This is a genomic window from Clostridium sp. 10cd* (assembly GCF_044336395.1).
Classification (GTDB): Bacteria; Bacillota_I; Bacilli_A; order Erysipelotrichales; family Erysipelotrichaceae; genus Clostridium_AQ; species Clostridium_AQ innocuum.
In genome coordinates, this window is the sequence record NZ_CP172347.1 from 2,599,131 (window position 1) to 2,618,046 (window position 18,916).

The 18,916-nt window shown below is 46.5% G+C and carries 20 protein-coding genes; 3 read left to right on the forward strand and 17 right to left on the reverse strand.

Going from position 1 to position 18,916, the window contains the following annotated elements:
- Window positions 1–3: 3 nt before the first annotated feature.
- The 9 genes from ACG3M1_RS12935 to ACG3M1_RS12975 all read right to left on the reverse strand — a co-directional run bounded on the left by ACG3M1_RS12935 (window position 4) and on the right by ACG3M1_RS12975 (window position 6,813).
- Window positions 4–789, reverse strand: a complete 786-nt coding sequence (locus ACG3M1_RS12935; protein ID WP_008817189.1) for a hypothetical protein — start codon at window positions 787–789, stop codon at window positions 4–6.
- Window positions 773–1,531 carry a 16S rRNA (uracil(1498)-N(3))-methyltransferase gene (locus tag ACG3M1_RS12940; RefSeq protein ID WP_009587399.1) on the reverse strand — a complete coding sequence of 253 codons (759 nt, stop codon included), beginning with the start codon at window positions 1,529–1,531 and terminating at the stop codon, window positions 773–775. The genes ACG3M1_RS12935 and ACG3M1_RS12940 overlap by 17 nt, the downstream gene beginning before the upstream one ends.
- 224 nt (window positions 1,532–1,755) lie before the next feature.
- Window positions 1,756–2,493: a pseudouridine synthase gene (locus ACG3M1_RS12945; protein WP_002609171.1), complete on the reverse strand. Its 738-nt coding sequence runs from the start codon at window positions 2,491–2,493 to the stop codon at window positions 1,756–1,758.
- Window positions 2,494–2,554: 61 nt separating this feature from the next.
- On the reverse strand, window positions 2,555–2,884 hold the full coding sequence (locus tag ACG3M1_RS12950; protein WP_002609172.1) for a cell division protein SepF: 330 nt from the start codon (window positions 2,882–2,884) through the stop codon (window positions 2,555–2,557).
- A 30-nt stretch (window positions 2,885–2,914) separates the two neighbouring features.
- Entirely contained in the window at window positions 2,915–3,427 is a 513-nt protein-coding gene (locus tag ACG3M1_RS12955; RefSeq protein WP_008817187.1) for a spore maturation protein, read from the reverse strand.
- Window positions 3,420–3,992, reverse strand: coding sequence for a hypothetical protein (locus ACG3M1_RS12960; RefSeq protein ID WP_008817186.1), 573 nt, complete (start codon window positions 3,990–3,992; stop codon window positions 3,420–3,422). The genes ACG3M1_RS12955 and ACG3M1_RS12960 overlap by 8 nt, the downstream gene beginning before the upstream one ends.
- Complete coding sequence (locus ACG3M1_RS12965; RefSeq protein WP_008817185.1) at window positions 3,989–4,972, reverse strand: D-alanyl-D-alanine carboxypeptidase family protein; 984 nt, start codon at window positions 4,970–4,972, stop codon at window positions 3,989–3,991. The genes ACG3M1_RS12960 and ACG3M1_RS12965 overlap by 4 nt, the downstream gene beginning before the upstream one ends.
- A 562-nt stretch (window positions 4,973–5,534) precedes the next feature.
- Window positions 5,535–6,083: an SMC-Scp complex subunit ScpB gene (gene scpB / locus ACG3M1_RS12970; protein ID WP_002609177.1), complete on the reverse strand. Its 549-nt coding sequence runs from the start codon at window positions 6,081–6,083 to the stop codon at window positions 5,535–5,537.
- Complete coding sequence (locus ACG3M1_RS12975; protein WP_008817184.1) at window positions 6,076–6,813, reverse strand: segregation and condensation protein A; 738 nt, start codon at window positions 6,811–6,813, stop codon at window positions 6,076–6,078. Before ACG3M1_RS12975 ends, scpB begins: the two co-directional genes overlap by 8 nt.
- A gap of 547 nt (window positions 6,814–7,360) precedes the next feature.
- Here ACG3M1_RS12975 and ACG3M1_RS12980 point away from each other — a divergent pair.
- Complete coding sequence (locus tag ACG3M1_RS12980) at window positions 7,361–7,846, forward strand: hypothetical protein (RefSeq protein ID WP_009270381.1); 486 nt, start codon at window positions 7,361–7,363, stop codon at window positions 7,844–7,846.
- 521 nt (window positions 7,847–8,367) lie between these two features.
- Here the strand turns inward: ACG3M1_RS12980 and ACG3M1_RS12985 are convergent.
- The 4 genes from ACG3M1_RS12985 to ACG3M1_RS13000 are packed head-to-tail and all read right to left on the reverse strand — an operon-like array spanning window position 8,368 to window position 11,537.
- The gene (locus ACG3M1_RS12985) at window positions 8,368–9,744 is read right to left on the reverse strand and encodes a spore germination protein (protein WP_009270380.1); all 1,377 of its coding nucleotides are present in this window, start codon (window positions 9,742–9,744) and stop codon (window positions 8,368–8,370) included.
- Window positions 9,744–10,094: a stage V sporulation protein AE gene (gene spoVAE, locus ACG3M1_RS12990; protein ID WP_035302927.1), complete on the reverse strand. Its 351-nt coding sequence runs from the start codon at window positions 10,092–10,094 to the stop codon at window positions 9,744–9,746. Before spoVAE ends, ACG3M1_RS12985 begins: the two co-directional genes overlap by 1 nt.
- Complete coding sequence (gene spoVAD, locus ACG3M1_RS12995) at window positions 10,094–11,092, reverse strand: stage V sporulation protein AD (protein ID WP_009587434.1); 999 nt, start codon at window positions 11,090–11,092, stop codon at window positions 10,094–10,096. Before spoVAD ends, spoVAE begins: the two co-directional genes overlap by 1 nt.
- Before the next feature lies 1 nt (window position 11,093).
- Complete coding sequence (locus ACG3M1_RS13000; protein ID WP_008817179.1) at window positions 11,094–11,537, reverse strand: SpoVA/SpoVAEb family sporulation membrane protein; 444 nt, start codon at window positions 11,535–11,537, stop codon at window positions 11,094–11,096.
- A gap of 131 nt (window positions 11,538–11,668) precedes the next feature.
- On the opposite strand from ACG3M1_RS13000, the gene ACG3M1_RS13005 reads away from it, so the two are divergent.
- Window positions 11,669–12,379 (forward strand): N-acetylmuramoyl-L-alanine amidase family protein, encoded by a 711-nt coding sequence (locus ACG3M1_RS13005; protein ID WP_100933553.1) that lies wholly within the window; start codon window positions 11,669–11,671, stop codon window positions 12,377–12,379.
- A gap of 46 nt (window positions 12,380–12,425) precedes the next feature.
- Window positions 12,426–12,950: an NUDIX hydrolase gene (locus tag ACG3M1_RS13010; protein WP_055201237.1), complete on the forward strand. Its 525-nt coding sequence runs from the start codon at window positions 12,426–12,428 to the stop codon at window positions 12,948–12,950.
- A gap of 676 nt (window positions 12,951–13,626) precedes the next feature.
- Here ACG3M1_RS13010 and ACG3M1_RS13015 read toward each other — a convergent pair.
- The 4 genes from ACG3M1_RS13015 to ACG3M1_RS13030 form a co-directional block, all read right to left on the reverse strand.
- Window positions 13,627–14,175: a GNAT family N-acetyltransferase gene (locus tag ACG3M1_RS13015; RefSeq protein WP_008817175.1), complete on the reverse strand. Its 549-nt coding sequence runs from the start codon at window positions 14,173–14,175 to the stop codon at window positions 13,627–13,629.
- A gap of 286 nt (window positions 14,176–14,461) precedes the next feature.
- Window positions 14,462–14,881: a VOC family protein gene (locus ACG3M1_RS13020; RefSeq protein ID WP_008817174.1), complete on the reverse strand. Its 420-nt coding sequence runs from the start codon at window positions 14,879–14,881 to the stop codon at window positions 14,462–14,464.
- A gap of 4 nt (window positions 14,882–14,885) precedes the next feature.
- The gene (locus ACG3M1_RS13025; RefSeq protein ID WP_008817173.1) at window positions 14,886–17,066 is read right to left on the reverse strand and encodes a DNA topoisomerase III; all 2,181 of its coding nucleotides are present in this window, start codon (window positions 17,064–17,066) and stop codon (window positions 14,886–14,888) included.
- A complete protein-coding gene (locus ACG3M1_RS13030) occupies window positions 17,063–18,853 on the reverse strand; it encodes a MutS-related protein (protein ID WP_395814238.1) in 1,791 nt (596 codons plus the stop codon). Before ACG3M1_RS13030 ends, ACG3M1_RS13025 begins: the two co-directional genes overlap by 4 nt.
- Between the last annotated feature and the right edge of the window lie 63 nt (window positions 18,854–18,916).

An 18,916-nucleotide genomic window follows, 5' to 3' on the forward strand; every position in this document is an offset into this window, starting at 1 on the left:
TCGTCACTCCTTGTCTGCCTTCTTTTCCTGCTTTCTCTTTTGCTTCTCCAGCAGCTTTTCCAGCTTTCTGCCCAATCGTTTTTTGATTAGTGCATGCTCGTTCAAAAACGCAACGAGTGCTTCGTGCTGCTCCTTTAACAGAAGCAGTGCGATTTCCTGCTTCCAGTCCTCCTGCAGTTCCTGCTTCATATCCACGGATACGCTGCGCTTTAATCCGCCTGCATCATACAGATACCAGCGATGCAGGATTGGATGGAAGACGACATAGCCCTCATCCGCCTCCGCCAGCAGCTCACAGCTGGAAAAGCCATACTGAAACGGCTTGGCACCATAGCGCCTGTACTGCACTTCCTTTGCGCACTCCCGGATGAATTTATGATACTGCTTCAAATCCAGCAGCACGATTTCCGTATGATAAAGATGATTAAAGCCCGGCGCAAAGGCAGGCATATAAATCGTTTCACCATCCGCCTCAAAATGCCGGAGCTCTTTCACGAAGCGTTCCACATCCACATTCATCTGTGCCTTACGCTCCAGATAATTCAGATCATACCAGTAATCGAACATTTTTACATAGGTATCAAAAAAAACATCCTCGAACTGCCGTTTTACGAGCAGGGATTCATAGACGATTTCATTCTGTATCACAGCATCATCGCTTTTCCCGTCATGGGGAATCTGATATTCCTCCAGCAGGTCGCAGATGGTACGGTAATGCTTCCGGATATCCTTTTGATCCAGAAGTGTCTTATCATACACCTTATTCAGCCGATCATATATCGTCTTCATCTTTTTCACCTGCCATATCGTAGTAAAACTCAATGGAATTCAGCAGCGAGATTGCCGCTGTTTCCGCACGCAGTATCCGTCCGCCTAAAGATACGCGGTGAAAGCCGGTTGCAGTCAGCGCTTCAACCTCATCCGCCGAAAAGCCGCCCTCACTGCCGACCACCATCAAAACACGCTTTGGGGATGGATGTGCACGCAGCACCTCACACAGGCGCTCGCTTTTGCAATCGGCATCCTCATAGGCTATCAGCCGCAGGTCGGCATCGATCTGCGACAGCTGTGAGAATGTGCAGGGCGGCTGCAGACGCACCAGCGTCGATCGCTTGCACTGCTCACAGGCCTCACATAAAATTTTATTCCATCGTACAATTTTCTTTTCCGATTTCTCATCCTTGATTTTTACAACACAGCGGCTGGATACAAACGGAATGATTTCCGCCACCCCCAGCTCTGCACTTTTCTGCAGCAGATAGTCCCATTTCTCCCCCTTGATCATCCCCTGTGCAAGAATCAGCTCTACACTTGTTTGGGAGCAATCACGCACTTCCCTTACCACTCGTGCCGCTGCTTCCTCCTGATGATATTCCACTTCCGCCAGCAGTACGCGGCCGCTGTTGTCGGCAACACGAATCACATCCCCCTGCTGCATACGCATAACGCGGCGGATGTGATGTGTCTGTTCCTTTGTCATCGGTATCAATTCTCCTGGCATCGCCAGTGTATTTACAAAATATTGCTGCATAAAATCACCGCGTTAATCATACATCATTTTCTGTGTTTCTTCAACAAAAAAAACATTTCAGAAACGTAAGCACACATGTGGAAACAGCACAAAAAACGAATCCGACATCCTTTGCCTGATTCGTTCCTCTTTTCTCATGCTCACGTTCAGGCTTTTCATATCTGCCTGCATATCCTTATGGCATCTGTTATAGCTGCACCTGTCAAAAAAGCCAACAGCGATTGCTAGCGCTGCTTCATTTCTCCCTTTTGAGCAAGACTGCGCAGCTGCTTCACCTCAAAGGGCTTCAGCACACGGTATTCTCCCTGCCGCAAATCACTGCAGTGCAAGAAAGCAAGCCTGCTGCGGTGCAGACGGCGCACCTCATAGCCCAGTGCCTCCATCATGCGCTTGATCTGCCGGTTTCTGCCCTCAACGATCGTTAAATCAAAGCTGCACTGATTTTTCTCTGTATCCTTTTCCGTCATGCGATACTTTGCAGGCAGGGTCTTGATGCCGTCATCCAGCACGATACCTGCTTTTATTTTCTTCATATCCTCCGGCGTCAATATGCCATTGATCGTCAGATTGTACACCTTGGGAATGTGATATCGCGGATGAATGATCTCATTTGCGAAGTCCCCGTCATTGGTCAGAATAATCACCCCGCTGGTATCGTAATCCAGACGCCCCACGGTAAAGATACGCTGCCTGCAGTCCACCAGATCCACCACGGTCTGTCTTCCGAATTCGTCATCGCTGGTACACATGGTGCGCTTCGGCTTGTTCATCAGAAAATAAACCTTATCTTCCTTTTCAATCGCCTTGCCATCCACCTCAATGAGATCTCCGCGCTTTACCTTATATCCAAGTTCTGTTATGGTTTCTCCATTCACAGCGACTCTTCCCTCGCTGATCAGAACCTCAGCTTTTCTTCTTGATGTGATTCCGGCTGCCGCAATCACTTTCTGTAATCGTTCCATATACTATACACCTCACATGGGTATTGTACATGAAATGCTGCGCTTTGAAAAGCAAAATCGACTAATTCTGGAATTCCTGAATCTGATAGCCGTCCGGCAGATATACCAGAATGTTCTCGCTCATCTCCTGAATCCATACCTGCATCGGATAGGCAACCCCCTTCATGAAGTCGCGGATTCTGCGTGCGCACTCCTCATCACATGCGGTGATATCCAGCAGCACCAGGAAATTCTTTTTCAAAGCCTCCCCCACAGCCTCTACATCATCAAAGCTGTCCAGACGAAACACACAGACAACATGATCGCTTTTTTCCGCAGCTACCGCCGCCTTTTCCTCATTCACTGCCAGCATATTCTTTAATCTGTTTTTCACATCGTTCATATCTGCCATTTTCATTCCTCCTGTTATTTATTATCTATTTCACGCAAACACATACAGTGCCAGCAGGATGGCCATGGAAATCCCGGCCACATCCGCCAGCAGCCCAATGGCCAGCGCATTCTTGATCCTGCGAATTCCCACACTGGAAAAGTACAGGGTGATCACATAAACGGTCGTATCGGTAGAGCCCTGGATGATGCTTGCCATATTGCCGGCCAGCGAATCAACACCGCATACCTGAAAGATATCGACCAGCACCGCCAACGAGGCGCTTCCGGAAATCGGACGAAAGATCACCATCGGCCAGATTTCCTTAGGGATATTCGCAATATGGGCAGCCAGTGCACTGCACAATATATCCATCAGTCCACTCTGCCGCAAAAGCGCGATTGCACACATCATGGCAAGCAACGCGGGATAAATATCCAGAAACAGCTTCATCCCATCCTTGACACCCTCGGTAAAGGAATGGTACGCATTGATACGACGAAGCAGTGCGACGGCGACGATGACCAGTACAAGGATTGGTAGAATATAGTCTGTGTTAATCACGGTAATTCCACCAGCGGTCAATGCTCAGGCCGACAACAGAGGCAAACAGCGTCGATACAATGGCATAGGGCATAAAACCGGTCACATGCAGGGAGTGGAAGGAGGCCCGCAGGGCAATCAGTGTCGTGGACAGCAGCGTAACACCAGCCGTATTCAAAACGAGAAAGGTAATCATGGAGCGAGAGGCCGTATCCTTGTCCGGATTCTGCCGCTGCATGCCCTTCATCGCCTGCAAACCAACCGGCGTTGCTGCAGAGCCCAGCCCCACCATATTGACGACCACATTCGTTGCCACATAGCCCAGTGTTTCCTCATCATCCTTCAAATCCGGAAACAGCCGCTTCAACAAAGGATGAAACAGCCGTTCCAGTCCATGAATGATCCCGGCGTCTCGTGCGATGTAAAGAATTCCGTTCCAGAAGCAGGTCACACACAGCAGCGGAATCACAAAGTCGAGGGTTTCCTTGCCGACATTGAGAAAAACATCATTGATGATACCGACATTACCGGTCATCAGACAGTAGAGAATCGTGACCAGCACGATGAGCAGCCAGATGATATTCACGAAAACAGACCTCCTCCCCTTACCTTTTTGCTTGCGAAGCTGTATACATTTACATCGTCATTTTTCTGAACCTCAACAACAAAATCCTTATGGTCATAGTGTGTTTTAACGCGCAGCTTGTCACTGCCATCCTTATGCAGCGTCACCTTCAGCGTTTCCGGGACATGGAATTTCCTACCGTTTACCGTATAGTCACCCTTGCGCATGATCGTTACCACATCCATCTTCTGAAACACCTCGGTGTGCTTTTGTTCATGAAAGGCGAAATCATCCCCCTCCCGCAGCGTCACCACAATGCTTTCCACACCGTCATGCTCTGCGGCACTCACCAGTGTCCGGCCGGCCTTTTTGGTGAAGCCGGTTTTCCCGCCGACGGTAAAGGGATAGTCAAACAGCAGGCGATTCTTGTTTTTCCAGCGCATATTCCAGTCAGTCGTATAATATTTGCTACCGGTAATAGTCCGAAATTCTTTGTTTTTCATCGCATAGCTCATCAGTACCGCCATATCATTGGCTGTTGAAATATTACCCCCATCCTCCTCATCCAGACCGCTGGGATTGGAAAACGTCGTATTGCTCATCCCGATTTCTGCCGCCTTGTGATTCATCAGCTCAACAAAGGCTTCCTGAGAGCCGGCAACATGCTTTGCAATTTCCACCGCTGCATCATTACCGCTTCTCAGCATGAGTCCATACAGCAGATCCCGCATGGTTACCTGCTGTCCCTGCTTCAGATAGACACTGCTTCCATAGGCCTTATTGATTTCATCATCAACCGCAAAGGATTCATCCAATTGTCCATGCTCGATTGCAATCACAGCGGTCATGATTTTGGAAATAGATGCCACGCTCTGCTTCTCATCCTTGTTTTTTTCTTCTACAATCGTATTGTCCGCACCACTCAACACCACATAGCTCTCTGCATGGACACTCATCAGCTGCAGCAGCAGACACAGCAGGATACAAAGACTTCGTTTCATTCACATCACCTACGAAAGTATATGTGCACACGCAAAAAAAGAGAACGCCTTTTCCTTTGCGTTCTCCTTTTTCTATATACGTGAATCACGGATTCTACCCGTTTCCTGATTTCCTTAACTCTCGTACGTTTCTCGCACTTATAAGTTTCATCAGTTTTCTTCTTCCGGGATTCTCACAGCCTTTACAGGTGTCCACCTACTCGCTGACCAGTGCACGGAATCCGTTCTTTTATTATATCGCTTCCGTATCTATCCAGTTTTCTGTAGTACCAGCCTGTATATAAGCTCTTGTAAGTACCTTTCCTTGGTACAAGTACAGTATAGTCCGCAATGATACATATGTAAAGTGTTGTGGAATAATTGGCATCATTATGGAAAAGACTGCAGTTTCCCACAATACCAACGCTTTATACAGTGGAAAAGTTATGGGTTTTCCACAAATGTGACAAAAACAAAAAATCCATATCCTTTTTCTATATACGCATATGCTAAGCTTCATCAAAAGAAGATAGTTTTTTTCACTTCGTCTTTTTGCATCATACCTCCACCATGTAAAAAAGAGCTATTCCTCAAACAGCTCTTCCTCCATGGTATCCTTGAAATCCGGAAGCTCCGGAAGCTCCTTCAGGCTGACCAGCTTGAAGGTATCCATAAATTCCTCCGTGACCTCATATAGAAACGGTCTTCCCGGTGCATCACTTCTGCCGCATTCCTTGATCAGATTTCTCGCCAGCAGCTTGCGCACCATCATATCGCAGCTCACACCGCGTATTTCCTCGATTTCTGCACGAGTGATCGGCTGCTTATAGGCGATGATTGCCAAAGTTTCCAACGCGGCATTGGACAGGGTTGCCACCTTGGTAGAGCTGAACAGCTTCTGCGCATACGGATGGATTGCCTCCTTGGATACGAATTTATAAATTCCGCCAAAGCGAACAAGCTCGATCCCATGCACATCCGCAAGATAATCCTGCATCAGCTCATCCAGTACCACTTCAATTTCCTTTTTATCCAGCTCCTCGACACAGCCGTTCAGCTGCTCGATGCTCAGTCCCTCATCACCGCTGAGAAAAAGCAGTCCCTCAAGAACCCGTTTTTCATGCTCATGCATATATTTGTTCACCTCGAATGATCCATATGTTTTCTTCTTCATCTATGTGGAAGGTTATTTCCTTATGCTTGATTAAATCCAGAACGGACAGAAACGTAACGATAATCATGTGCAGATCCGTACAATCACTGCACAGCTCTTCAAAGCTCATCTTTCCTACCCAGTTCTTCAGTCGTTTTTTAATTTGTATAACGCGCTCATCCAGGGATAACTCCTTGACCGTCATTCTGGTTTCATAAGGATGTGTCAATGCCGCTCTGCGCAGCACACGGTTCATCGCCTTAATGAGATCATAGGGATTCCCGACAAACTCCCCTTCTACCGTTGTATTCAGCCATTTCTGTGTTTCCTCACTCATCGGCTTACTCATCATCAGCTGGCGTTCCTCATATTTCTGTTCAAACTGCTCGCTGATTTCCTTATAGCGCTGATATTCCAGCAATCGGCGAACCAGCTTTTCCCGCTGATCCTCTTCATACTCTTCTTCAATGACAACCTTTTCCCGCGGCAGCAGCTTCTTGCTCTTGTATTCTATCAGACCAGCCAGCTCTGCCAAATATTCACTTGCTATTTCCAGATGCATCGATTCCATGGCATTGAGATAATGCAAATACTGATCCGTCAGCAAATCCATATCCAGCTCGAACAAATCCAGCTTATTGTCCTTGATCAGATGCAGCATCAGGTCAAGTGGCCCCTCAAACTGATCGATTGTCACCGTAAACGCCATAGAAATCACCTCGCATTTTTTTATTATAGCAAAAAACCGCATGAAAATGTAGAAAAATTTTCACACATGCTTTATTTTTAGTCGATTTATTACAGATTTCACACTTTTTTGAGCCTTCTCTTTGTTTCATTCAAATAATTTGTGTGAATTTATGATGTGAATAATTCATTCCATTCGTGCAAAAAAGACGTGTGCACATTTTCCTTACTGCTGCTGGACAGCTTTGTTCCTGTAGAATCAAAACGACAATACCATCATCACTCCACTATTCCTTTCTCCTGTATTGCTATATAGCACAGCAGTTTCTCATGTTTTAGCACAAGAAAGTCCGTAAGGATCCTATGTATTATAGTACGTATCTTGTATGAAGGCTTTTTATAGGAATTGATGTGTAAAAGAAGCAGCAAAAAGAATTAAACATACTTATAAATAGGTTACTATTATTAAAAAAAACTGGTATTCTTTAATTAAGGAAAGGTACCTAATCCATTGACTGTAACACATCTATTTAAAGATTATCTGTATAATAAGAAGAGAGGAGAAATATATGAAATCTTTAAAATGGTTGCTCATAAGTAGTTTAGCTGTATCTTACGTTATGGTTGGCTCTGGTTCAAAAACAATACATGCAGAGCATAATAATATAGAATTCATCCAAATTAAAGAAGGAGAAACTATTCCACTATACAAATTAAAAGGAACTTCTTTAGAAGGCAAAGAGGTCAAAATAATTGGTGATAAATTGTTTGTAGATGGACAAAAACGCGCTGCTGGAGCAATTGCAGTGTTTATAGCTGGAATTTTAGCTGGTTATTTTATCGATGGAATTCTCATTTATACAACGGGTTATTCTGGCGGTGAATTATGCGCTCAAGGATTGACAGCATTAAAAAATTTTGGAAACCGCAATGCGTCTAAGGTTTATTTTAATACAAATAAATCCACTTATGTATACAGCTATATAACAAAAGATGGGCAGCAGTGTACAAGAACACCTAGTGGAACACAATATGTTTGTGCCTATTCAGGTTAACTCTTTAAATTCCGCAGAAAGGAGAGATCATGAAAACGAAATATATCTATATCATCATATTTTTTCTTGGTATGCTGACTTACTTCATTATTTCAACGATATATTCCATGCTGTAAGCTAACATACAGAAAGAGTTTTACCGTAAGGGGCGCTTATTACAAGCCATTATGTATCTGCTTTTTCAATATCCAAAAGGAATGACAATCAATTGCTTTACGTTATCAAAAAGTTTAAAAAGGAGTAATGCTGTTCACAATGATGAATCGCTTACTCCTTTTCTCTATTATTTCATATGTTTATTCATCAGTTCTACCGTCACCCACAAACTTCATCTTTTGATTTTGTTGACAATCGAATACCTGAAATGGGCTTGTTTATATCAATAAAACATAAGGATAAAGAACAGATTGTTTCATCGCTTCTTTCTTACTTTAGAGTGTTTACAAAAAGAAGAATTCAAATTTTTATTGATAAATACAATGTTAAATTCTCCATAATCGAGTAAGAACCGTTTCATCTGTCTATCTCTTGGTTGATTTGGAGGTAGTGTCCCGTTTGACCTTGATGGGAGCACCGAACAGGATTCGCTGACATTCCTTGTAGGAAAATGGGATGAGCGGATACAGGTATGGAAATTTAATCGTCTTGGTCGATAGCAGTATCACGATGTGCAGCAGGACGCCCACACAGAAGCCGCTGACGCCAAATACGAGTGCCAGAAAGCCGATAAAGATACGAAATACCTTATTGGCAAGCGACAGCTCATAGCTTGGTGTTAACAGATTGCCGATATTGACCAGAGCAACCATGATGAGAACCTCTTTTGTATAGGCTCCCAGCTCAATTGCCATATCCCCCAGCAGAAACACAGCCACAAAGCTCATGATGCTGGAAAGGATGGTCGGTGTATGGATCAGGGACTGCCGGATCCATTCGACAATGATATCTGCCAGAATTACCTGAAAGCCGAACTGATATACATTGACATGCTGAATCGGAATATTGAGCAGCGTCGGATTCTGGTCGATGACCAGAGCAATCCACAGCGGAAGCAGATATAGAGAAAATACAATCCCAATCAGGCGGAGGACACGGGTAAAGGTCGCCACCAGCGTCGTCTGCGTATATTCCTCAATCTGCTTGGTCTGTTCAAAAAACGTCGTCGGAAGTATCACACCGGTAGGAGAATTATCAACCAGTGCAACCAGATATCCCTGCAGCAGGTGGATTGCACAGATGTCCGGGCGCTCGCAATAGCGGACATGCGGATAGGGATTCCATGTCTTTCCATACAGCAGCTCTACAAGATTTCGCTCGCTGAGGATTTCCGCCTCCGGAAGTGTATGCATGCGTGTTTCAAAATCATGCAGCACGTCCACATCCACCAGACCATCGATGTACAGGTAGGCAACGTCTGTCCGCGTCTTGATGCCTTCCTTGTTCATCGTGACAACCAGACGGGGATCACGGATTCTGCGGCGGATCAGACCGACATTGAGAATAACATTTTCCACAAAGCCGTCATGTGCCCCGCGTACGCTTTTCTCGACATTCGGTTCAGCAGTGGATCTGGCAGGATAATGCCGGGTTTCTATGCAATAGTAAACCTCGCTGGTATCCATCAGCACCAGACACTGCCCGCTCAGCATATTGGTGATTGCCTTTTTTCGATCGGTCAGCTTATCGATTGCCCCCGGATAAAAGGTGATATGCAGATCATTCCCGGCCGTGATGACAAAGCCCTCCACCAGAGAAGCAATCAGCTCACTATCCGACAGGGAGGAGAGAAAAATCAGCCATGCCTGTGTATTTTGTATGGTGACATGGCGATAGACAATGTCAAAGGACGGCGACAGTGCCGTGCGGATTTCCTCCAGCCGCTGATTCAGATCCTTCATCAGGATTTTGCACGAAACACGAGCGCTGCCAGAAAGGCAAACAGAATGGCGCTGGTGATTCCGGCCGCCGTCAAATCAAACATACCAAGTAAAATCCCCATGACACCGTCGCTTTGCGCCTTCGCAAGCGCCCCGTGAATCAGAGAATGTCCAAAGCTGGTAATCGGTAAGGAGGCCCCCATGCCGGCAAACTCCAACAGCTTGTCATACCATCCAAAGGTATCCAGGGCTGCACCGATCACCACAAATATAGAAGTGATATGTCCCGCTGTAAGCTTCGTATTGTCATAAATCAGCTGCCCTGCAAGACAGATTCCGCCGCACACTACAAACGCACTGATAAATGTCATCATTTCACATCACTCCTTTCATATACGATGGCATGTGCAATACATGGTATGGTTCCCTTTTGTGCAACTGCCACCGGCGACAGCAGTGCACCCGTCGCCACAACCATGATACGGGAGCATTCCCCGTCCTCCAGCTTTTTCAGCAGCTTTGCCATGGACACACACATACTGCAGGCACATCCACTACCACCGCAAAAGATATCCTGATGCTCAAAATCATAGATCATCAAGCCGCAGTCATGCAGGCGGTTATCGATGTCATAGCCCTCCTGATTCATAAGGTCAACCAGAAAGGAGAATCCGATTTTTGACAAATCCCCGGTAACAATCATGTCATAATCCTTCAGCTCGCGATGCATATCCTTCAGATGCTGAGTAATCGTATCATAGGCAGCCGGTGCCATCGCCAGCCCCATATCATTGGCATCCTTATGATCCCAATCGACAATTCTGCCCGGCGTAAAGGCAGCTACCCGTATGTTGCTTTTCTCATTCGATAATAAAGCAGCACCGGCACCCGTTACCGTCGAGGTCGTCGTCTCCTTCTTCTGTATGCCATATTCGTTAGGAAAGCGAAATTGTCGCTCTGCAGTTGCCACATGTGAGCTGGTAAAGGCCAAAACCTGCCTTGCCAATCCATGCTCTACCCAGACAGCGCCGGTACCGATGACCAGAGAGGAGGTGGAGCAGGCACCATACATTCCAAGAAACGGCACCTCCAGATCCTTGGCAAAATAATGTGAGCTGGTCAGCTGATTGATGAGATCACCGCCTACCAGTAAATCGATATCCTGAACTCCCTTCCCCGCTTTGCGCAGGGTCAAATCGACAGCATCTCCCAATAATACACGTTCCGCCTTTTCAAAGCTGGACTCCCCACAATAAGCATCCTCATAGCTCTTATCGAAAAGACTTCCCAGCGGCCCTTCCTTTTCCAATGGCCCTACAACAGCAGAGCGCGCCTGTACATAGACGTTCTTAAAAGTAACCGTACGCATATCAGGCACCAAAGAGCAGGTAGCGAATCGTACCGAAGACGAACGCCGCTGCGATTCCATAAGTCAGAACCGAGCCTGCCAGTTTAAACATATTGCTGCCAATACCGAAAATCGGCCCCTCTGTTCGTCCCTCAATCGCACACGAAGTCAAACAATTCGCAAAGCCACTGATGGGAATGAACAAGCCTGCCCCGCATTTCTGTGCCGCCTTATCATAGACACCGAACCCGGTCAGCAGTGCTGTGACCAGTATCACCGTAACAACGGTAACCGAAACCGCGGTATCCTTATCCAAATCGAACATATCCATACACAGCATCATAAACAGCTGTGCCACAACAGCAAGAGCTCCTCCGCTGATGAATGCAATCAGTGCATTTCTGCCCTTGTGCTGAGCAGGCACATGCTTCTTTGCAGTATCCTGCAATGTTTTCTTATCCATCATAATCACTCCTTCATGGCTAGTATGCACATGTTTTATAGAGTTATAAAACGAGTTCAGAAAAACATCACGAAACAAACAAGTGCCGAACAGACGCTTCCCTGATAATGGAGCTGTAAAAAGGAAGTGATTACATGAGAAATATACGAAGATGGGCTCGCCTTCTTATACTGTGTCTAACAATCGGATTTTTGAGTGCGGCGGCGCAGCAGGGCTATGCATGGCTCACGGACAAAGCAACCAGCAGCCCGTTGCAGGTGGAGGCAGCATCCTTTGATGCAAGCAAGGTGATCGTCCTGGATGCGGGACATGGCGGATATGATACCGGCAGCGTTTCCTATGACGGGGTTTATGAAAAGGATATTACACTTGCAATCACGCAGAAAATCGGAGAGCGGCTGGAGAAGGCAGGCTGTACGGTGGTATATACACGTACCAGTGATGAGGTCAGCTGGTCAAACGATAACAAGGACGATCTTCGCACCCGCGTTGCCATCGCGAAGGAAGCGGGAGCGGATTATTATATTTCCATACATACCAATGCCAGTGAATACGGGGATGGTGCCAGCGGCTTTGAAGCCTATATCGATTATAAAAATGATACGATTACAGCCATGGCGCAGTCCATTGAGCAGAAGCTGATGCAGCTGGGATACACGCAGAATCGCGGCTTGAAAAGCACACAGGATAGCTCGTTGTATGTGATTGACAGCAACCCTGTGCCTGCCATGCTGCTGGAGCTTGGCTTCATCACCGACAGTGCGGATGCAGCCTATATGTGCAGCGAGGAAGGACAGAATGCCCTCGCACAAGGCATTGCACAGGGAATCCTGGAACAGCTCTAGCTTTCGCACCTTTTCTAGGTTATAATTAGAACACGAGGTGAATACAATGCAGAAAAAAATATCTTCTACACCGGTATATGAGGGAACGATCTTTCACATGAGCCGGGATGAGGTTGAAATCAAGGGAAAAACATATCCCAGAGATGTGATTCATCATGACGGCGGTGTCGGTGTCCTCGCTATCAGGGATGGTAAAATTTTACTGGTCAGACAGTACCGCTATGCAATTCAGAAGGAAACGCTGGAGATTCCCGCAGGAAAGCTGGAAAAGGGAGAGGATCCGTATCTGTGCGGCTTACGGGAGCTGGAGGAGGAAAGCGGCTATACGAGTGAACGGCTGGAAACGCTTTGCGCCATGTACTCAACACCCGGCTTCTGCAGTGAGAAAATCTATCTGTACTGGACAAAAAAGCTGATTCCGGTGGAGCATCCCCGCGCCATGGATGAGGATGAGGAAATCGAAACGCTGTGGGTGGATATCCGCAAGGCTGCCGTTATGGTGAACGATGGAACGATTGAGGATGCCAAAACGATTATTGCCATACAGTATGCAAACCTGTACCTTGTCTGAGGGAAAGGTGCCAAGCAAAAAAACAGTCTGTGACGGTTCTGCCTGCCAAAGGACTGGTCAATCGAATTTTATTTTCGGTAAAGGAAGGAAATCTGTATGCTCAGTGTCCTGATGGGAATCATAGTGTTTGAAATACTATTTAGTTTCATTGCAAAGAAAGATAAGAAACTGTTCCTGGCCTGTTCCGTATCTTTTTGGATAGGCATAGCATTTATCTTATCGCTTCAATTTTTTGAGCGATAACTGAATTCCAAAAGAAAAATACAATATAGAAAAAGCGATGGTTAAGATAAAAATCCAATTATCCTCTCCATCGTTTTTATTTGTATATTATAACCTACGGTAGCTCCTGCAACCGCTTCGTCAGTATTATGTCAATCGTGCATCTACTGCTCACTTTTCTGATCTACTTTCCGTTATACATATCTACATGTGAGATAGTGAATCATCCTGAAAGAAATAAGCAAATTTAGCCCTTATCCGCTAAGATTCCACCGTCCTGGCCATTCTCACAGATTTTCTCTGTATCCCAATAGTTTCCAAAATTTTTTAAAGAGAAACCGAGAATGGATATCCATACGCATACTTGAAAAAGACATATTATGCTATCTGACAACAGCGTACGTATTTCAATAAAAGTGACCTGTTTGAAATCAGGATTTTGCCACTGTTTTATTTATTTTTGTCTTATAAGCTGCAGAAATTCTTCCTTTAAAATCCGCATCATGATGAAATTGTGATATTCATAATGGTAGTAATAACCGTCTTCCTGAATTCCCTCTTTCTTAAATCCGTTTTTCTTGTAAAATCGCAAAGCATCTGTATTGAATCCCACAACACCGATGGCCAACCTGTGAAAGCCGAGATCGCCAAAGGCATAATCCATCAGCAGGCGGATTGCCTCTGTGCCATAGCCTTTCCCCTGATGTGCCTCATGGGGAATGATAATCGTCAGATCACTTGTCCCCCAGGCAGGATACATCCGCAGCAGTCCGATTTCTCCAATTACTTCATGTTTCTCACAGGTAGCGATCGCCAGCCATATACAGTCATGTCCGCTGCGCTGCACACATTGTAAAGACTGTGCAGCCGTTGTCGGATACGGTGCGGCAATCTTCGCCCTTGTCAGCGCATCGTTGTACCAGACATCAAAAAAATCCGTATCCTCTTCTGTAAATGGGCGCAGATACACCCGTTCTCCCTTTAAAAATTGTATTTCCTTCATCGTATTCTCCATTTCTTTTCTTATGTTAACGCTAGCGTTACTGTAACTATGCCTTCAGGCACTCTGCAGATTGATTTGCACTGCCTGATTGCTTTTCCCGTTGTTAGAATAAAGCCAGTGATTATGATCATAAGCATAACAAACACCGGTATAGACATCACCGTGAAGCTTTTCTGCGCAGGCGTTTTCCTTTTCTTAACGATATCCTATTTCATCCGCAAACACAGCATACAATAAGAAAATGCAGCCACGCGTATACGTGCAGCTGCAGTACTGGCGATTCACGTTACAGACGTTTACACATCGGATGTCCCTCTTGAAACTGTACCAGATCCCAGAGGTTTCCATACAGGTCTTCAAATACGGCAACAGTGCCGTAATCCGCCTCTTTGGGTTCCCGTACAAAGTGAATGCCGTTTTTCTTCATATCCCTATAATCTCTCTTGAAATCATCCGTCGCAAGAAACAGGAAGACACGGCCACCTGCCTGATCACCGATAAATGCCTCCTGCCGTGGTTTGGAAGCCTTTGCGAGCAGAATCGTTGTGGCATTGCTTCCCGGCGGTGATACAACAACCCAGCGCTTATCCTGCTGCGGCTGATAGGTATCCTCCACAAGGGTGAAATGCAGCTTGTTCGTATAAAATTCGATGGCTTCATCATAATCACGTACGACAAGCGCAATGTGAACGATTGCCTGTTTCACAGTCTCACTCCTTTGCTTTTTGTGCAGCTTCCCAGGCGAGCTGAAAGGCACTCTTTTCCTGCTTTTTTTCAGCCTCCTGCTTTTTATTGAAATCCTGCAGCTCTGCACGTCCGGCAACATTGCGCTTTTCCTTCAGCTGCTCGTTGAAGCGGTCGAATTTCTCACGAAAGCCGCACACACAGGTATACAGACGCTTTTCCTTTTCTCCGACTACATTCAGCTTCTTATGGCATTTCGGACAACGGGCATTGCTGGTGAACGACAGATTCTGCTTGTATTTGCAGGAAGGACTGCTGCAGGCTAAAAGCTTTCCGCGCTTTCCGTTGATTTCCAGCAGGTTGCTGCCGCATTCAGGACATTTCTTCTGCGTCATATTGTCATGGCGGTAGCTTGCCTCACTGTTTTTCACCTTTTCAACCAGGTCACTGGCATAGCTGCGCATTTCCTTCATAAAGCTTTTATCCTTCAGCTTCCCCTTGCTGATTGCGGTAAGCTTTTCCTCCCAGGTCGCCGTCAACAGCGGAGAGCGTAGCTCCTCCGGTACCAGCGATACCAGCTGGATTCCCTTGCTTAGCGGATAGATGGAGTTTCCGCGTTTTTCAATATAGTTGGTTTTGAACAGCTTTTCAATGATATCCGCACGTGTTGCCACGGTACCGATTCCATTCGCATCCTCTAACACAGCCTTCATACGGCTGTTGCTGATAAATTTCGATGGATGCTCCATAGCCGATAACAGGGTTGCCTCCGTATAGCGTGCCGGTGCCTTGGTAAAATGCGAGGTGATGCGCACATCCCTGATTGGATATTGCTGTCCCTTCGCAAGAGAAGGCAGATTCTGATCATCATCCTGCTCTTCATCCTCATCAAAGCGTTCGTTTTTCTGATAGAGTGCGCGCCAGCCGTCACTGATCATAATCCTTCCGCTGGCATAAAAGTCCATATGCTCACACACCGCATGAATTCTGGTCTTCTCATATTCACTCGGTTTGCCCAGTACGGCCAGAAACCTGCGAACCACCAGATCATAGATTTTCTTTTCATTTGGTGAAAGTCTGTTCAGCTCCACATATTCCTCGGTTGGGATAATAGCGTGGTGATCGGATACCTTTGCATCATCGACAAAGCGGCGGCTTACCTTATAGCCGTTTTTCAGCAAGTCACGTGCAAATGGCTCATACACATCAATACAAATCGCCTGCAGCCGTTCCTTCAGTGTCCCAACGATATCCTGACTCAGATAGCGGGAATCGGTACGGGGATAGGTCAGCAGCTTATGTGTTTCATATAAGCTCTGCATATAATTCAGCGTCTCCTTGGCACTGAAGCCGAAGCGCTGATTGGCATCCCTTTGCAGCTCGGTAAGATCATAGAGCTGCGGCGGTTGTTCCTTGTGACGCTTGCGCTCCACGTCCTGAATCGTAATCTGCTTGTGCTTCAGCTGCTTCATAAGCGTCTCTGCCTGCTTACGGTCCATTATGGACGCATTGTTGTTCTTGCGATAATCCAGCACAAAGGCACCGGCATCCACACGCAGTGTGAAATATTCCTTTGGTACGAATTTGCGGATTTCCGCTTCCCTGTCGACAATCATAGCCAGTGTCGGTGTCTGCACACGACCGGCAGAAAGCTGTGCATTGAATTTACAGGTCAGCGCGCGGGTGGTGTTCAACCCGACGAGCCAGTCTGCCTCAGCCCGACATACCGCACTGCGGTAAAGGGGTTCATATTCTCTGGCATCCTTCAGATGCGCAAAGCCCTCCTTGATCGCCTTATCTGTCTGTGACGAAATCCACAGACGCTTCATCGGCTTGCGTACCCCTGCCTTTTCAAGAATCCAGCGGGCCACCAGCTCCCCTTCTCTTCCGGCATCCGTAGCGATTACAATATCACGGATATCTCCGCGGTGCAGCAGGCTCTTTACCAGCTTGTATTGTTTTGCGGTCTGTGAGATCACCTTCAGCTGCATTTTGTCCGGCAGCATCGGAAGGTCCTGCATATCCCAGGTTTCCAGACGTTTATCATAATCCTGCGGGTCTGCCAGCTCTACCAGATGTCCCAGTGCCCAGGAAACCACATACTTGTTTCCCTCCATATAACCGTCCTTTTTTATCGGACAGCCGAGAACTCTTCCCAGCTCTCTTCCTACACTCGGCTTTTCAGCCAGTACAAATGTTTTGCTCATACTTCCTCCTTGAATCCGGCCAGACGCATCAGCTCTCTGGCATTCGTTGTTATGCATTTTCCTTCTTTCAGCCGATAATCAAAGCAGATGCGATCCTTCTCATAATATTCCGAGAAATGATAATTCACTGCCCGTATGGCCGGGTCGCCGCTCAGCTCGCACAATTCAAAATCATGTGTGGAGATCAGGGTGATGATCCACGGCTGATGCAGATGACGGATGGCACTTGTTGCACAGTAAATGCGATCCGCGCTGTTTGTACCCTTAAAAATCTCATCGATCAAAACCAGCATCGGCTCCTGCTTTCTGCTTGCCTCATTCATTTGCTGAATGCGCAGAATTTCCGCATAAAAGGTCGATATTCCCTCGCTTACATTATCATGCACACGCATCGAGGTAAACAGGTTCATGCTGCCTGCACAAAAGGAATCGGCACAGACTCCGGCGCCTGCATGCATCAGCACAAGATTGATGCCCAGCGTTCGTAAAAAGGTGGTTTTTCCTGACATATTGGAGCCGGTTATGATATAGGTGCCGTTATCGATTGTTATAGAATTTGCAACAGCACTTCCTTCCTCCAGCAGCGGATGCACAATATTTACCGCATGCAGATAAGGAGGTTTGGGTGTACTGTCCGCAATACAGACTGCTTCCTTCGCCAGATTCAGCTGTGCAAGAGATAGATAGCTTTCCAGCTCTCCGATATCCTGCAGCCAGATGCGCAGGGTTCTGCCATAGCGCTGTCTCCAGTCCTGCAGAGCAATCACACATTGGAAATCAAGCAAACCAAAGGCGTTGACGAGGAAAAACAGGATACTGTTGGAGCGCAGCTGTACCAGCATCAGTATGCGGCGCAGTTTTTTTATGGCGGCACAAGCTTCCTCCACATCCGAACGAATCCTGCAAAGAGCATCACTTTGAAAGGCAGTATCCTCAATCAGATGAAAGATTCGCTCATAATCTTCAATCAGATATGCCAGTGGTGCTACGCCGGACAGCTGTTGGGCATGCTTCATAAAAAACAAAAGCGAAAGACACAGAGAAACGGTAGCCAGTATGAGAACGGGGCCATAGTGGATGATACCTGACAGAAAAAGAAGCAGTGTCATAAGTGTGAGTGCGGATACAAGAGCACACAGCATACGCACAATGCGTGGATATTGTACCTGTTCTTCTTCCATATAGCTTAGGATATGTTCCATGGTTGAACGTTTTTTTCGCTGTCCATGACGCTCATACAGCTTTAAAAGCTGTATCAGGGTAAAGGTGAATGTCGTCTTTCGGGCGCATTCCTGTACGGCAGCACTGCGGCTTTGCATCGCTTTGCGGGACTGCTGCTGTGCACTGAGAAGCTCTGCCAGTCGTTCTCTTCCGTATACGGTTTTTGCCACACAGAGATACTGATACAGGCTCGCGTCCCCAAACAGATCCAGATCATATGCCTGCGTATTCTCCTCCTGCAGAAATTCAGAACCGGTATCCTGAAATGCTTTCCACCCATTGTTCTTGCGCCGCAGTACATCCTGCAGTACCTCCATCATAACCTCATGATCTTCTATCCTCTGTTTCAACGCCCTGTGCTTTGCGGCGATATATAGAAACAGTCCCAGTGAAAGCACACAGAGCGCATAAAACAGCTGCTCATAATAATATCCGCGAAACAGGGCTAACAGAGCAATCAGAATCAGAACACCTCGCTGCATCGCATAGGAAGAGGAGCGCTGCTTTAAGCTTCTGCATACAGCCTGTGTTTCATCGATTTTCCTTTGTAAAGTATCAATCTGCATATCTTCCCTCCTTACATGCTGTTCATTATACCATACCTTTTCGTGATTCCTGTGTGAGAAACC

Coding starts and splice junctions, on each gene's coding strand:
- ACG3M1_RS13025 (WP_008817173.1), bottom strand. CDS start 17,066: ATGAGCAAAACATTTGTACTGGCTGAAAAGCCGAGTGTAGGAAGAGAG.
- ACG3M1_RS12935 (WP_008817189.1), bottom strand. CDS start 789: ATGAAGACGATATATGATCGGCTGAATAAGGTGTATGATAAGACACTT.
- ACG3M1_RS12975 (WP_008817184.1), bottom strand. CDS start 6,813: ATGGCGTTTACGGTGACAATCGATCAGTTTGAGGGGCCACTTGACCTG.
- scpB (WP_002609177.1), bottom strand. CDS start 6,083: ATGCATGAGCATGAAAAACGGGTTCTTGAGGGACTGCTTTTTCTCAGC.
- ACG3M1_RS12945 (WP_002609171.1), bottom strand. CDS start 2,493: ATGGAACGATTACAGAAAGTGATTGCGGCAGCCGGAATCACATCAAGA.
- ACG3M1_RS12940 (WP_009587399.1), bottom strand. CDS start 1,531: ATGCAGCAATATTTTGTAAATACACTGGCGATGCCAGGAGAATTGATA.
- ACG3M1_RS13000 (WP_008817179.1), bottom strand. CDS start 11,537: ATGATGGATAAGAAAACATTGCAGGATACTGCAAAGAAGCATGTGCCT.
- spoVAD (WP_009587434.1), bottom strand. CDS start 11,092: ATGCGTACGGTTACTTTTAAGAACGTCTATGTACAGGCGCGCTCTGCT.
- ACG3M1_RS13005 (WP_100933553.1), top strand. CDS start 11,669: ATGAGAAATATACGAAGATGGGCTCGCCTTCTTATACTGTGTCTAACA.
- spoVAE (WP_035302927.1), bottom strand. CDS start 10,094: ATGACATTTATCAGTGCGTTTGTAGTGTGCGGCGGAATCTGTCTTGCA.
- ACG3M1_RS12950 (WP_002609172.1), bottom strand. CDS start 2,884: ATGGCAGATATGAACGATGTGAAAAACAGATTAAAGAATATGCTGGCA.
- ACG3M1_RS13010 (WP_055201237.1), top strand. CDS start 12,426: ATGCAGAAAAAAATATCTTCTACACCGGTATATGAGGGAACGATCTTT.
- ACG3M1_RS12980 (WP_009270381.1), top strand. CDS start 7,361: ATGAAATCTTTAAAATGGTTGCTCATAAGTAGTTTAGCTGTATCTTAC.
- ACG3M1_RS12985 (WP_009270380.1), bottom strand. CDS start 9,744: ATGAAGGATCTGAATCAGCGGCTGGAGGAAATCCGCACGGCACTGTCG.
- ACG3M1_RS13030 (WP_395814238.1), bottom strand. CDS start 18,853: ATGCAGATTGATACTTTACAAAGGAAAATCGATGAAACACAGGCTGTA.
- ACG3M1_RS12965 (WP_008817185.1), bottom strand. CDS start 4,972: ATGAAACGAAGTCTTTGTATCCTGCTGTGTCTGCTGCTGCAGCTGATG.
- ACG3M1_RS13015 (WP_008817175.1), bottom strand. CDS start 14,175: ATGAAGGAAATACAATTTTTAAAGGGAGAACGGGTGTATCTGCGCCCA.